This is a genomic window from Fodinicurvata sp. EGI_FJ10296 (genome assembly GCF_040712075.1).
Classification (GTDB): Bacteria; Pseudomonadota; Alphaproteobacteria; order DSM-16000; family Inquilinaceae; genus JBFCVL01.
Genome location: NZ_JBFCVL010000003.1, coordinates 500,612 through 513,172, shown reverse-complemented (window position 1 = coordinate 513,172; position 12,561 = coordinate 500,612). Strand labels below are relative to the sequence as shown.

Annotated in this window: 12 protein-coding genes; 5 read left to right on the top strand and 7 right to left on the bottom strand. The window is 61.9% G+C overall.

Going from position 1 to position 12,561, the window contains the following annotated elements; translation table 11 throughout:
- Nucleotides 1–91: 91 nt before the first annotated feature.
- The 4 genes from ABZ728_RS08555 to ABZ728_RS08540 all read left to right on the top strand — a co-directional run bounded on the left by ABZ728_RS08555 (nt 92) and on the right by ABZ728_RS08540 (nt 1,877).
- Entirely contained in the window at nt 92–583 is a 492-nt protein-coding gene (locus ABZ728_RS08555; protein WP_366655672.1) for a redoxin domain-containing protein, read from the top strand.
- Between the two features lie 65 nt (nt 584–648).
- Nucleotides 649–903, top strand: coding sequence for a DUF808 family protein (locus ABZ728_RS08550; protein WP_366655671.1), 255 nt, complete (start codon nt 649–651; stop codon nt 901–903).
- On the top strand, nt 900–1,172 hold the full coding sequence (locus tag ABZ728_RS08545; protein ID WP_366655670.1) for a hypothetical protein: 273 nt from the start codon (nt 900–902) through the stop codon (nt 1,170–1,172). The genes ABZ728_RS08550 and ABZ728_RS08545 overlap by 4 nt, the downstream gene beginning before the upstream one ends.
- Nucleotides 1,173–1,202: 30 nt before the next feature.
- Nucleotides 1,203–1,877 (top strand): type 1 glutamine amidotransferase domain-containing protein, encoded by a 675-nt coding sequence (locus ABZ728_RS08540; protein WP_366655669.1) that lies wholly within the window; start codon nt 1,203–1,205, stop codon nt 1,875–1,877.
- Between the two features lie 495 nt (nt 1,878–2,372).
- On the opposite strand, the gene ABZ728_RS08535 is transcribed toward ABZ728_RS08540, so the two are convergent.
- The 6 genes from ABZ728_RS08535 to ABZ728_RS08510 all read right to left on the bottom strand — a co-directional run bounded on the left by ABZ728_RS08535 (nt 2,373) and on the right by ABZ728_RS08510 (nt 9,970).
- Nucleotides 2,373–4,406, bottom strand: coding sequence for a HAMP domain-containing methyl-accepting chemotaxis protein (locus ABZ728_RS08535; protein WP_366655668.1), 2,034 nt, complete (start codon nt 4,404–4,406; stop codon nt 2,373–2,375).
- 191 nt (nt 4,407–4,597) lie between these two features.
- Nucleotides 4,598–5,389: a hypothetical protein gene (locus ABZ728_RS08530; RefSeq protein ID WP_366655667.1), complete on the bottom strand. Its 792-nt coding sequence runs from the start codon at nt 5,387–5,389 to the stop codon at nt 4,598–4,600.
- Between the two features lie 94 nt (nt 5,390–5,483).
- The gene (locus ABZ728_RS08525; protein ID WP_366655666.1) at nt 5,484–6,869 is read right to left on the bottom strand and encodes an MmgE/PrpD family protein; all 1,386 of its coding nucleotides are present in this window, start codon (nt 6,867–6,869) and stop codon (nt 5,484–5,486) included.
- Complete coding sequence (locus ABZ728_RS08520; RefSeq protein WP_366655665.1) at nt 6,866–8,365, bottom strand: tripartite tricarboxylate transporter permease; 1,500 nt, start codon at nt 8,363–8,365, stop codon at nt 6,866–6,868. The genes ABZ728_RS08525 and ABZ728_RS08520 overlap by 4 nt, the downstream gene beginning before the upstream one ends.
- 60 nt (nt 8,366–8,425) lie before the next feature.
- Nucleotides 8,426–8,941 (bottom strand): tripartite tricarboxylate transporter TctB family protein, encoded by a 516-nt coding sequence (locus tag ABZ728_RS08515; protein WP_366655664.1) that lies wholly within the window; start codon nt 8,939–8,941, stop codon nt 8,426–8,428.
- Between the two features lie 48 nt (nt 8,942–8,989).
- A complete protein-coding gene (locus tag ABZ728_RS08510) occupies nt 8,990–9,970 on the bottom strand; it encodes a tripartite tricarboxylate transporter substrate binding protein (protein ID WP_366655663.1) in 981 nt (326 codons plus the stop codon).
- 272 nt (nt 9,971–10,242) lie between these two features.
- Here ABZ728_RS08510 and ABZ728_RS08505 point away from each other — a divergent pair, with 272 nt between their 5' ends.
- Nucleotides 10,243–11,625, top strand: coding sequence for an MmgE/PrpD family protein (locus ABZ728_RS08505; protein WP_366655662.1), 1,383 nt, complete (start codon nt 10,243–10,245; stop codon nt 11,623–11,625).
- 96 nt (nt 11,626–11,721) lie between these two features.
- Here the strand turns inward: ABZ728_RS08505 and ABZ728_RS08500 are convergent, their stop codons facing one another.
- A complete protein-coding gene (locus tag ABZ728_RS08500) occupies nt 11,722–12,531 on the bottom strand; it encodes a glutathione S-transferase family protein (RefSeq protein WP_366655661.1) in 810 nt (269 codons plus the stop codon).
- Between the last annotated feature and the right edge of the window lie 30 nt (nt 12,532–12,561).

The following is a 12,561-nucleotide window of genomic DNA, read 5'->3' as shown; positions in this document are numbered from 1 at the left end:
GCGGTTCGCCAATCGGGTCACCGGGAACTCACTTGTGTCGGGGCGCGAGAATGTCATGCGCGGGCTCGAAGATGCACACCAGATTTTTTAAATGGGACTTCACATTGGCGATACCGCCCCGGACTTCACCACCGACACATCGACCGGCAGGATCACCTTTCACGACTGGATCGGCTCGGCCTGGGTCTTTTTCTTTAGCCACCCCGGCGATTTCACGCCCGTTTGCACAACCGAGATCGGGCGGACGGCGCAGTTGGCCGATGAATTTGCAAAGCGCAACGTCAAGCCGCTGGGCCTGTCGACAGACGGTGTCGAGGATCACCTAAAGTGGATCGAGGATGTCGACGATACCCAGCATACCACGCTGACCTATCCGATGAACGTGGGCCGGAATTTCAACGAAATCCTGCGGGTGATCGACGCAGTGCAGCTGGCCGACGTGAAAAAGATAGCCACCCCTGCCGACTGGGAAAAGGGCGGCGAAGTGATCATTCCAACGTCAATCGACACCGCCGCTGCCAAGGTGCAATTCCCGCAGGGCTGGACGGAAATTCGCCCTTATCTTCGCACGACACGGGTCTGAGATGTTTGGGTGGGCATGACTCTCGCGCGATTGTTGCGAAGATGCTGCGGGTCGGAGCGCAGTGAATGAGTGGTCTGCTCTCATTGCTCGACGACGTGGCGGCCCTCGCCAAGCTTGCGGCCGTGCACGTCGACGATGTCGCGTCGCAGGCCTCCCGGGCCGGCGTCAAAATTACCGGATCGGTTATCGATGACGCCGCGAAGGCCGGAACGAAATCGCTTGGCGTCGTCATCGATGACGCTGCCGTTTCGCCGAAATACGTCCAGAACCTGCCCGCTGCGCGGGAACTTCCGATGGTCTGGAAGATTGCACGCGGGTGAAGGCAGCGGTGCCGGACGGCCCGGACCGGATGAACTTGTTGCTGGGGCTGATCCTGCGCAAGTGGATGACCGTGCGCGGTTTCATCGTCTTCGATGACTTCGGCCACCTGTACCCCGAGTTTGCAAAGCAGATGGGCGCGTGGGTCAATGAAGGTAAGGTCCAGTACCGCGAGGCAATGATCGAGGGCCTGGAACTTGCCCCGGCGGCATTCGTTGGATTGCTGAAAGGCGAAGCTATCGGCAAACGTGTCGTCAAGCTGAGCGTCTGAAACACAAACAAATCGGAAGGCTGCACCTTCATGAAAATCCTCATGGTTCTCACGTCGCACGACAAACTCGGTGACACGGGCAAGAAGACCGGCTTCTGGCTGGAGGAGTTTGCCGCGCCCTATTATGTCTTCAAAGACGCAGGCGCCGAGGTCATTCTTGCCTCACCCAAGGGCGGGCAGCCCCCGCTGGACCCCACCAGCGACGCGGACGACGCCCAGACCGAGGCTACGAAACGCTTCAAGGACGACAAGGCGGCCCAGAGCGATCTGGCACATACGGCAGTTCTTTCCACGATATCGGCGGATGGGTTCGATGCGATCTTCTATCCTGGCGGTCATGGCCCCCTTTGGGATCTGGCCGAAGACGCCGACAGCATCAAGTTGATCCAAACTTTCGCCGCCAACGATCGCCCGATCGGCGCGGTTTGCCACGCACCTGCGGCATTCAAGCACCCCAAAGGCCCAGACGGCAAACCACTGGTTTCGGGCAAGACCGTAACCGGGTTTGCCAATTCCGAAGAGGAAGGTGTCAGCCTTACCAAGGTGGTGCCTTTTCTGGTCGAGGACATGTTGAAGGCAAACGGCGGCAATTACGAAAAGGGCACCGATTGGGCGTCTTTCGTGGTGACTGACGGCAAGCTGGTCACAGGCCAGAACCCGGCGTCCTCGGAAGATGCTGCGCGCGAACTGCTGCGCCTGCTTTGACGTGACTGTCGGGCCATCGAAGCGGCGACGGCGGAGCGGATAGGGGCAGAAAGCCAGTCCTGAGCCCCGGTTCCTCCAAAGTTCCCCGGTCAGCCTCCTGGGGTATTCACGCATCGATATCGATACAGTGCGATGGATTGGGTTGTTTGGAGGAATTCCCCTGCCCCGGACGCAAAGCAGCATGAAATCCTGCTTTGCAGAGCCGGGGACCACACTATCAACGCTCTCGCGGAGCGTGTAGGCCCCGGATTACGCTTCGCGACTCCGGGGATGAGATAGGGGGCGACGAAGAGGGAGGGAGGCGCTGCGCTTACGATCTGTGACTCGCGCAGTGTCAGCCTCCCGTCAGTCCGTCGGTCTTGCGGGGTCTTGCCACGATGAGGCGCGGCACGCTATCAGGGGGCCGAGCCTCCACGCGGACCTGGCGCGTGGCGCCAGCCTTGTTCTCATGACCGTCATGAGCCTTGCGTGATCGCGCTCATGCGGTGCCGCCGATCAGGCGGCGCGGACGCGTCCGACAAACTCCGCAACGCCCTTCTGAAGCCGGCCTGCGGTTTCGCCCAGCTCCCGCGCGCTGGCCAGAACCTGATTGGCGGCGGCACCGCCTTCGCCGGCGGCCTGACTGACCTCGGTAATCGCGCTCGACACTTCACCGGTGCCGTTGGCGGCCTCCTGGATGTTGCGGGTGATTTCGCCCGTCGCGGAGTCCTGTTCCTCGACCGCGGCCGCGATCGAGTTCGAAATCTCGCGGCTTTCGGTGATCATCTGGTTGATCCGTTCGATCACCTTGACGGTATCCTGCGTCACGCCTTGCATGCCGTTGATCTGTTCGGAAATATTCTCCGTCGCCTTGGCCGTTTGATTGGCCAGATTCTTGACTTCCGACGCGACGACCGCAAAGCCCTTACCCGCTTCGCCGGCGCGGGCCGCCTCGATCGTGGCGTTGAGGGCGAGAAGGTTGGTCTGTGCAGCGATATCCTGGATCAGTTGCACGACCTGCCCGATCCGATTGGCGGCTTCGGCCAGGGATTTAACGGTCACACCGGCTTCCTCGGCGCCGGAAACAGCATTATCGGCGGAACGGGCGGAACTGGCGACCTGCTGGCTGATCTCGCGGATGGAAGCCGCCATTTCCTCGGTAGCGCTTGCCACCGTCTGCACATTCGACGAGGCCTGAAGGGCCGCGGCCGAGACCGTCGTTGCCTGGGACGATGTTTCCTCGGCGGACGAGGTCATGGTCTGGGCGGCCGCTTCGAGTTCCTGCACCGCGGAAGCGATCATCTGAACGAGTTCGCCGACGGAGTCTTCGAAGCTGTCGGCCATTTCGTTCATCGCCCGCTTCTGTTCCTTTTCGGCCCGCATTTTCAGTTCGGCCGCTTCCTGCTCCAATTCGCGGGCGCGGATAAGGTTTTCCTTGAACACCTGAACGGCGTCGGCCATCGACCCGATTTCGTCGCGCCGCCCGATCGCCGGCACCTCGGCGGATGCATCGCCGCCGGCCAGACGCTTCATGGTGGCCGTCATCGATCCGATCGGCCCCGTGATGGCGCGGGTTATGAGCCATGCGATGCCAGCTCCGGCGGCGAGCGCGATCGCAGCGAAAATCAGCGATGCCTGCTCGGCGTCGACGGCGCCGGCTTCGGCCGATGCGGCTACTTCTTGTTGCAGCGTGCTGGCGCCATCAAGTGTGGCGGCGGATAGTTGGAACATTTCCGCACTTGTCTCCGACAATTGGTCTTGCAGCAGATCCAGTTCAGCGTTGATGCCGGCGATTTCTTCGAAGCCGGCCGCATAGACGGGCAAGCCGTCCGCGAATCGGTCAAGGCGAGACTGTTGAGCCTCATTGAACGGCAGTTGCTGCATCGCCGCCACGTCATCGGCGATATGCGGGAGTTCCTCAATGACTTCGTCGCGATCGGCCGGAGAAAGTTCCGCCAGATATCGGGCGGCGACGGTCCGGATCAACAGAAATTCGGAGTTCAATTTGGCGGCGGGAACGTACGTTTCCAGCGATTCTTCGGCCTCCGCATTCTGCACATCGGTTGCTGTTTGACGCAGTTCGGCGCCCAGATTGTTGACAATGCGGGTGATAAGGTCGCTGCGCTCGTCGATCAGCATGGAAACGCGGGAAAATTGATCCGCATAGTCAGTCCCAAGCGCCAGAATTTCATCGATGGCCTGCTGACTCTCTTCAAGTGTGGACCTTACGCGCGCGGCCTGAAACTGTTCGTCAGCCTGATCGATTGCCGTTTGAAACGCCGCCCTGCTGTCTTCTTCGGCGTAGGCCAGAAAGTGGTTGGCAGCGATGCCGGCGCGCAGCAACGCGCGTTCACCACTGGCGACATCGGTTTGTAGCGCCGACTGATTGGCGTACTGCGAGAGAGTGTCCTGAGCTTCGCGGCTATTGAGCAAGGACATACCGGCAAGACCGATTAGCAAGACGAGGACGATGGCGAAGCCACTGAAGATCTTGGTTCCCGTTTTAAGGTTGGCAAAAAGCGACGCGCGGCGTGGGCTGTCGGCGGGCATGGCAATGATCCTGGGCCGGAGGTTGGACACTATGCCATACTCACGTATATTCGTTGCTTAGGTGTTAATCCTGCCGGCCGACCCCGCTATTCTTGAAAGGCTGGAATCCGGCGATTCCCGGTCATTAGAAGAAGTCAGGAGATTTAGTCGCTGCAGCCATGCGATTTCTGGAAGTCGCCGGATTGTTGACGTCATCGCACTTGGCGCATTGTGCCGGTATGCTGGTCGATGCCAAGGCGCTGGACGAGCGATCCGTCCACTGTCTCGATGTCGGCGATGATCTCGCCGGTGTCGGTTTCCTCCAGCGCGCCAAGGGCGAGCCGGGGATTGCCGTGCCGATCGATCAGGCTTTCCAGCATATCTTCCACGTCTTCCACCTCCAGCGGTTCGGGAAGGGCCGGCCCGCCGAGACCGTATAGAAGGCCCGGCGCAAAATGCGTCAAGGCAGGCGGCCTCATCATTGCCCCGCCGGACATGTGTTGACCCATCATCCAGTCACTGTCGTGCCGCCAGTTCCGATCCCGATCCCGATCCCGGTCCCCGTCGCGTTCCCCATTGCGCCCGGCGCCGCTTTCCGGCCCCCGTTCACGCCCGGACTCGGCCATACGTTCGGTCATGCGCCGGAGCCTGTCGACGTCGACATCCTCGATCCTGCCAAGCAACGGTTCGATCCGGTCCATCTGCTCCTGCATGCGGCGAATCCGGTCGATATCCAGTTCCTGCATGGCTTGGTGAACTTCCCGCATCCGCTCGACGTCGATATCGCGCATCAGCCGGTGTACGTCGCGAATCTGTGAGGGGTCGAGCCCCTCGATCATTTCGCGCATCTCACCCATCATGTCGGGCGCCATGCCTTCCAGCGACTGCATCATGCCGGAAATGCCACCCTCGGTATCCTCCCCGGTTTCCGGCGTCTGGGCAAATACGGGTCCGCCGACCAGCAGGGTGGCCAGCGAAAGTGTGACCACGAGTTTGTGTTTCATATCCTGTCTCCCGGATTGCGCGGATCAATGTCGCGTCCAGGGATAAGATTTGCGGGGCGGCGAATGTTCCCTGGGGGACGGAATCCGCGGGTCCTCAGCGGCCCCGATACTGCTGCAGGCCCGAGAGATCGGAGAAGCGGTCGATCGAATAGCAGAAATCGCGCAGACTTCGGGACTGGTGGTCGGTCCAGCCGCCGAACGATGTGTTGGCGAAGAATTTGGCTTGGAGTTCGTCTTCGCTGATCGGGTCGTGCATGCCGCCGCGAAGATTGTTGCGCCTGATCTCGATTTCGCCGCCGCCCTTCAGTCTGGCGCAAAGGTGGCCGGTAAAGCGCTGGGGATAGGGGTTTCCGGGATCGATGAAATAGGAGATTTTCCGCATCAGCGCCCTGATATCCTCGTTCTGGACCTTCTGGTCAGTGAACTGGGCCAGTCCGGCGGCGCGGTCGAAGAAGCCGACGGCCATACAATAGGGCGCGCTGAATTTTGCAAAATAGGCCGACGGGGGATTCTGCTTTTCCGCAAGCGGTTCCCAAAGCCTGTGAACCGTTCCTTCGCCGACGCCGCATGTGATGGAGTCGATGTTGCTCGGGTCGATGCCTTTCGATCCCAGTTCGATCGCGCAGTCGATATAGGGCTGGGTCATGGTTCCGCAGGCATAGGTCTTGAAGCCGATGGTCGGGAGGTGCCAGTGCTCGCCCAGGCTGTCGAGCAGTGGCCGGTAGTTGGGCGCGATGCCGGGAGCGAACGCGTTGTAAAGGCCATGGGTGCCTTCAAGGACCGTCGCCGGCCCGACGAATCCGCCTTTCGCCATCAGCGCCGCGCGCAGTCCGGATTGGGCGGACCAGCCGACATGCATGCGTTTGGTCCAGCTGCCGTCCGCCAGATACTCGATTATGCCGGACGCCATGCTGCCGGCGATCCCCATCGCCCACATGATCTGGCGGCTGTCGAGACGCAGTGCCCGGCCGACCCCGGCCGCAGCCGCCAATGCGCCAAGGACGGCCGTCGGATGGAAGCCGGCCTTGTGGATCGCCTTTGGTGCCACGAGGCTGAGACGGCATTGTATCTCGATCCCGGCGACCAGACCGGCGGTGACGTCGGTGCCGCTGAGCTGAAATCGCTCGCCGGCCGCCAGCACCGCTGGCGCGACGACAGAGCCTGAATGAACGGGGCCGCCCTCGAAGGTGTCGTCGAAATCCTCGCCATGGGCGGCCGTTCCATTGGTCAGCGCGGCACCATAGGCATCGGTGCCGCCGGCGTGGCCGAGAACGGTGCACGGACCCGGCTCAGCCGTGGCCAGCGTGGCAGCAACATACTCCGTGTTCCGGGCCGATATGCACAGCCCGGCGACGTCCAGCAGGATCATCCGGGCATAGTTGAGAACATGAGGGGGCAGGCGATCAACGTCGACCGCCACCGTCCAATCGGCAAGCTGGCTGCTGATCGATGCCGCCATCTGGTCGGTGTGCTTGGTCATGACGGCATTCCCCTGTTGTTTGCTTTGCGGTGTTGTCGAACGGCCTGAACGATCGACAGCACCATGAACACGGCGGCAATCGTCAGAAACGCCGCGGCAATCGGATCGGTGAAGAAGATCGCGTGGTCGCCGCGCGATATGACGAGCGACCGGCGGTAGTTCGCTTCGATGAGATAGCCGAGCACGAGGCCCAGAACCGTCGGCAATACCGGAACGCCGAAATAGCGCATGCCAAACCCCAGCACACCGGCGCCGAGGACGATGGACATGTCGAAAATGCTGTTGTTGATCGAATACGACCCGGAAAAGACCAGAACCAGGATGAACGAGATCAGATATGGCTTGGGCTGATTGACGAGCAGTACGCAAAGCTTGAGCGTCGCAAAGGCAATAAACGGTAGTGCGATGCAGGCCATCAACATGCCGGTGAACAGGCTGTAGAGAAGGTCCGGGTTTCGTCCGAACAGGGCCGGGCCGGGGGCGAGGCCGTGGATGAGGAATCCGCCGAGCAGAACGGCGGCCGATGTCGATGCCGGTATTCCGAAACTGAGAAGCGGAATCATGCTGACGCTTGCGTCGCAATTGTTCGCGCTTTCCGGCGCTGCGACGCCCTCCGGCGCGCCGTTGCCGAACGAGGCCTTGTCGCGGGCGAACCGCTTGGACTCGTTATAGGCAAGGAACGACGAGACCGTTCCGCCCGCACCCGGCATCAGGCCGCAGAAGCTGCCGATGCCGACGCCGATCATGTTGGCCCGGAACAGTCCCTTCTGGATCGCCCATGTCGGCAGCTTGAGTTTCGTCCGGGTCGCCGAAATCTTCTCCCAGACCGGAATCGAGAGCTGTTCGAACAGTTCGCTGACCGCAAACAGCCCGACCATCACGAGTACGAAAGGAACGCCCGACAGCAGTTCCGGATAGCCGAACGCGAACCGGACGACGCCGGAAACGGGGTCGGTGCCGATCGTGGCGATCATCAGCCCGATCAGGGCCGCTATGATCCCTTTCAGCAGCGATTTTTCCGAAAGTGACGCGATGACGCTCAAACCCAGTATGCCCAGCGCGAAATAGGCCGGAGGCCGGAAGGCCAGTGCGACTCGCGACAGCGGTTCGGTCAGGAAGATGACGAGCAGCAGACCGAATACCGCGCCGATCACGCTCGCGACCAGGGCAATTCCAAGCGCCTCTCCGCCTTTGCCGCGGCGCTGCATTTCGTACCCTTCGATCAGGGTCGCCGCAGCTGCGCTCGTGCCCGGCGTGCGAATGAGTATGGCCGGGATCGAGCCCCCGTACTCTGCGGCGATATAGGTGGCCGTCAGCAGGATCAACGCCGAAGCCGGATCCATGGTATAGGTGAATGGCAGAAGCAGCGCCATGGCGATCGGCGGAGAAATGCCGGGCATCGCGCCACCGAAGATGCCCCAGGTGACACCGATGATGACGACCACGATGATCGTCGGCGTGGTCAGGACATCGAGTGCGACCAGAATTGCATCCAAAGTGGGCCCCGTTCCTGAGGGTGATTGATTTGTCGATCGCCCGTGACGTGCGGCGTTCGTTCAGAAGATCCGGCCGGGAAGGCCGCTCGGCAGTGGCACGTCCATGGCCCAGACGAACAGGACCCAGAACGCGCAGGCGCCCAAGCCGGCGACGAGAAATACGCGCCCGCTGAGGCGCATGCCCTGGTACCGGATGGCGACCGTCATCAGAAGGAACACCGAAATCAGGTAGCCGAGATGGGGCAACAGCAGCAGGAAAGCCACAGCGATTGCCAGGAATCCCGCGGCTCGTGCCGCGGTCCGCCCCGGGGTTGCCCAGATGTCGGGCGCCTCGCCCTCGATCTGCGCAGTCGCGTCAATAGCTCGGGTCGGCGAACTGCGGCGCGACATGAAGGACAGGGCCGATTGCGCCATCAGCAGAATCGAGGCGCCGAACAGGGTCCAGCCGATCAGCCGGGGAAACCCCGCCGTCCCGACAGGGCCGTCGAGGCGGCTGCTGGGCAGGTCCTGCGCGGCGATCAGAAAGGCGATTGAGAGCGCCAGGGTCATTACGCCCAGAAAGAAATTCCTGTTCATGTGATACCCCGTCGCTCCCATCGCCCGCCGTCTGTGCTCCCTTGGTGGTTATTCCTGGATTATTCCAACCGATATCATGAAATCTTCCGTGCTGGCCGCGAAATCATCGATGAAAGGCCTGAACTCTTCGTTCGAGAGATAGGCCGGCTCAAGACTTGCCGCAGTATACATCTCGCGATATTCCGGATGTTCGAGCAATTGTTGAATGGCCGATTCCCATGCGGCAATCACGTCGTCCGGCAGCCCGGCAGGACCGGCGAGGCCGCGGTACTTTTCGACCACCACATCGATGCCCAGTTCGCGCGCCGTTGGCAGATCGGGATTCTCCGCCAGCCGCTCCTGCGTCAGGACCGCCAGCAGCTTGACCTCTTCGGCTTCCAGCTGTGATCTCAGTTCCAGAACTTCGCCGACGGCGATGTCCGCCGTGCCATTCAGGACGCTGAGGATGGTTTCGCCGCCGCCTTCGCCCGTCAATATGGCCGCATCGACGCCGGTCTCCTGTTTCAGCTGCTCCATGGCCATCCGGCCCAGAGCGCCCGCGGCGCCAGCGGCCCAGACCATGTCCTCTTCCTGGGCGGCGCTGACGGCGTCTTCCAGTGTCTCGTACGGGGCATCGGCCCGGGCGAAAATGACCTGAGGGTCATAGAAGACGTTAACAATCGGGTCCAGGTCGGTATAGTTGGGGTCGAGGTCGCTCAGAAATGATGTGAAGATATAGGTCGGGTTGCTGGCATAGATGACCGAACCGTCGGCGGGCGCCTCGGCCATATAGGCGATCGCGGCGCCGCCGCTGCCGCCGACGACGTTCTCGACCACGAACTCGACGCCCATGATTTCCGAAAGGGGTCCGATCATGTCGCGAAGGAAGACGTCGCCGCCGCCACCGGCGCTCGAATGCGTGACCAGCGTCACGAGATCATGGGGATAGTCGATCCCTGCGTCAGCATAGGCGACCGTGCTGGATCCGAGCATCAGGGCAGCGGTGATGGCGGCGTGCGCATAGCGGCCGCCGACGAGCGAATGAACCATTTCTTCCTCCCTTGGTAGTATCCGCAGCGTTTCGTATTCAGCTTGTTTTGCCCGCTACGGATCTTTCGCCCGAGTCTCATGACTGGGAAGATTCAGGTTAAGTGAATAATATTCGTTCGTCTATGGAGCGAAGTGGCAATTCAGGTTTCGCAGGTTTAGATATCTCCTTACGATGCACTGAATTTTTCGTTTAATTTCGTTCTTTTGTGTGACGGGCGCAGGCGATTCTGCGAGACTTCAGCGGGCGAAACGAAAACGCGAGGCGATCGAATATGACACTTGCCAACCCCGCCGACGCCCTGGCCCGCCATGTCGCCCGAACCGATCCGGAATCGATTCCGGCCGACGCCGTTTCCAAAACCAGAACCTTCCTGCTCGATACCCTGGGCGCCGGCATTGCCGGAACATCCGCAGCGGGCGTTGATGACGTCATCAAGGCGGCATCGGTGTGGGGGCAGGGCGGCGCGGCCCAGGTCTGGCATACTGGCACCATGCTTCCGGCTCCGTCGGCGGCGATCGTGAATGCGTATCTGATCCACTGTCAGGAATTCGACTGCGTGCACGAGGACGCCGTGGTTCATCCCATGGCGTCGATCGCGGCGGCGACGCTGTCGCGTTGCCAGGAACTCAGCGCCGCCGGCAAGCCGGTCGATGGCCGAACCCTGATCGCCGCGCTGGCGGTCGGGGTGGATGTCGCCACGGTGATCGGTATGGCCGTCGAAGCACCCGTGCGCTTTTATCGCCCGGCAACAGCGGGCGGGTTCGGCGCCACGGCCGCTGTTGCCCGGATCGAAGGGCTGGACGAAGATAGGGTCGCCAGCGCGCTCGGCAATGCCTATGGCCAGACATCGGGAACGCTGCAACCCCATCTGGAGGGGTCGATGCTGGTCGGATTGCAGATCGGATTCAACGCCCGCGCAGCGTTGACAGCCGTGGATCTGGCCAAAGCCGGGGTCGAGGGGCCGCGCGACTTCCTGATCGGGCGGTATGGCTACTTCGAACTATATGAACAGGGTCTCTACGATCTTGCACCGATCTCGCAACTGGGCACACGCTGGCAGATTACGCGGCTTTCGCAGAAGCCTTATCCGACCGGACGCCTGACCCACGGTGTGGTCGACGGGTTGGCCCGGCTGATGGCCGAGCACGGGTTTGACGCCGACGCCGTGGAAGCCGTCACGGTCGAGGCCCCGCCCCTGATCTGTCGGCTGGTCGGGCGGCCGGCCATAGCGCAGCCCTCAACAACCTATGCCAAGCTGTGCCTGGCCTTTGTCGCTGGCGTCTTTCTGGCGCGGGGGCGCGTCGACGTTCCAGATTTCATGGGGCCGGAAATGCTGAGCGATCCCCGCGTCCACCATTTCGCCGGAATGGTCAGCGTGGTGCAGGACACCAATGCCGACGAGAACGCGCTGAACCCGCAGACAGTGCGCGTGAGGCTGACCGGCGGGCAGGAGCACGCGATCACGCTGCCGGTGGTGTTCGGGCATCCGGAGGCGCCGCTTTCGCCGGAACAGCAGCGCGACAAGTTCCGGCGCTGCTGTTCCTTTGGCCGTCATCCGCTGCCCGAAGAGCCGGTGGCGCGGCTGATCGCCATGGTGGACGATCTGGAGAACCTGGCCGACGTTGCCGATCTGGTCGCGGCCACGGTGTCTTAGCAGCACGGTGTCTTGGCAGAGGGTTGGCGAATGGCGGCTTCGGTGTTCCGGATCTGCGGATCGTGGGAATTCCTCCTGGACCGGATTGAAGGTAGGTCAGTCGTTCAGAAGGCCAAGCTCCCGGTCTGTCGCGGCGCGACCGTATTTCTCTCGGGGCGGCCAGGGGCGTTCGGTCCAATGCGGATCGAAGGTGAAGCTCGACACCGTGCGGCCTTCGGGAAGCGCACCGTTGCCGGCGCCAAGGGCGTAGTCATAGTAGAGCTTGACGATCTGTTCGCGGCTTACCTGTTGCGCCGAGGGATGAGCGAGGCAGGTATCGCGCCACTGGCGGACGCGAGCGAAATCCGCGGACTCCGGCAGGTCGAAATTCTCATAGTATTCGAGGAACAGGAACCGCTTGAACATTGGCGTGAACACTGTTTCAGCGAGGCCGAATTCCTCGAAAAGGAATATGCCCCCCGGATTGTGCCGGCGCAGGAAGGCGTCGAGCCTGGCGTATTCGTCCAGCATCCGCGCGGCGAATTCCGCGCGCACCGAAGTGTCGCGATTCATCACGAACCGATAGCCGCAGGTCGTGAAGGCCCCCTCATGCGCGATCAGCATCCGTTCGATCGCACGCTCGAAGGGGTCATGCCGCGCGATCGCCGGGATGGGGAAGATCTCCTCAAGATAACGCAGGATCACGAGGCTTTCCTTGATCACCCCGCCTTTCGGTGTCAGCAGGATCGGCATCGCCGTGGTGCCGCGCGTGCGTTCCAGCAACCAGTCCGGCCGGGGGCGGGTGATGTCCACCACATGAAAATCGACCGCGCCGGTCAGTCCCTTGAGCGAAAGGAGGATCTCCAGCCGTTGGGAAAAAGGGCAGACCGGTATGTGGCATACAAGGGGGCGCGTCGTGTCCGGCATAAGGGTCTCTCTTGGGCGTTCAATAGGGGT

Bases quoted from the DNA above. Each gene is read 5' to 3' on its own strand.
- ABZ728_RS08555 (WP_366655672.1), top strand. From the start codon at position 92: ATGGGACTTCACATTGGCGATACCGCCCCGGACTTCACCACCGACACA.
- ABZ728_RS08550 (WP_366655671.1), top strand. From the start codon at position 649: ATGAGTGGTCTGCTCTCATTGCTCGACGACGTGGCGGCCCTCGCCAAG.
- ABZ728_RS08540 (WP_366655669.1), top strand. From the start codon at position 1,203: ATGAAAATCCTCATGGTTCTCACGTCGCACGACAAACTCGGTGACACG.
- ABZ728_RS08535 (WP_366655668.1), bottom strand. From the start codon at position 4,406: ATGCCCGCCGACAGCCCACGCCGCGCGTCGCTTTTTGCCAACCTTAAA.
- ABZ728_RS08530 (WP_366655667.1), bottom strand. From the start codon at position 5,389: ATGAAACACAAACTCGTGGTCACACTTTCGCTGGCCACCCTGCTGGTC.
- ABZ728_RS08525 (WP_366655666.1), bottom strand. From the start codon at position 6,869: ATGACCAAGCACACCGACCAGATGGCGGCATCGATCAGCAGCCAGCTT.
- ABZ728_RS08515 (WP_366655664.1), bottom strand. From the start codon at position 8,941: ATGAACAGGAATTTCTTTCTGGGCGTAATGACCCTGGCGCTCTCAATC.
- ABZ728_RS08510 (WP_366655663.1), bottom strand. From the start codon at position 9,970: ATGGTTCATTCGCTCGTCGGCGGCCGCTATGCGCACGCCGCCATCACC.
- ABZ728_RS08505 (WP_366655662.1), top strand. From the start codon at position 10,243: ATGACACTTGCCAACCCCGCCGACGCCCTGGCCCGCCATGTCGCCCGA.
- ABZ728_RS08500 (WP_366655661.1), bottom strand. From the start codon at position 12,531: ATGCCGGACACGACGCGCCCCCTTGTATGCCACATACCGGTCTGCCCT.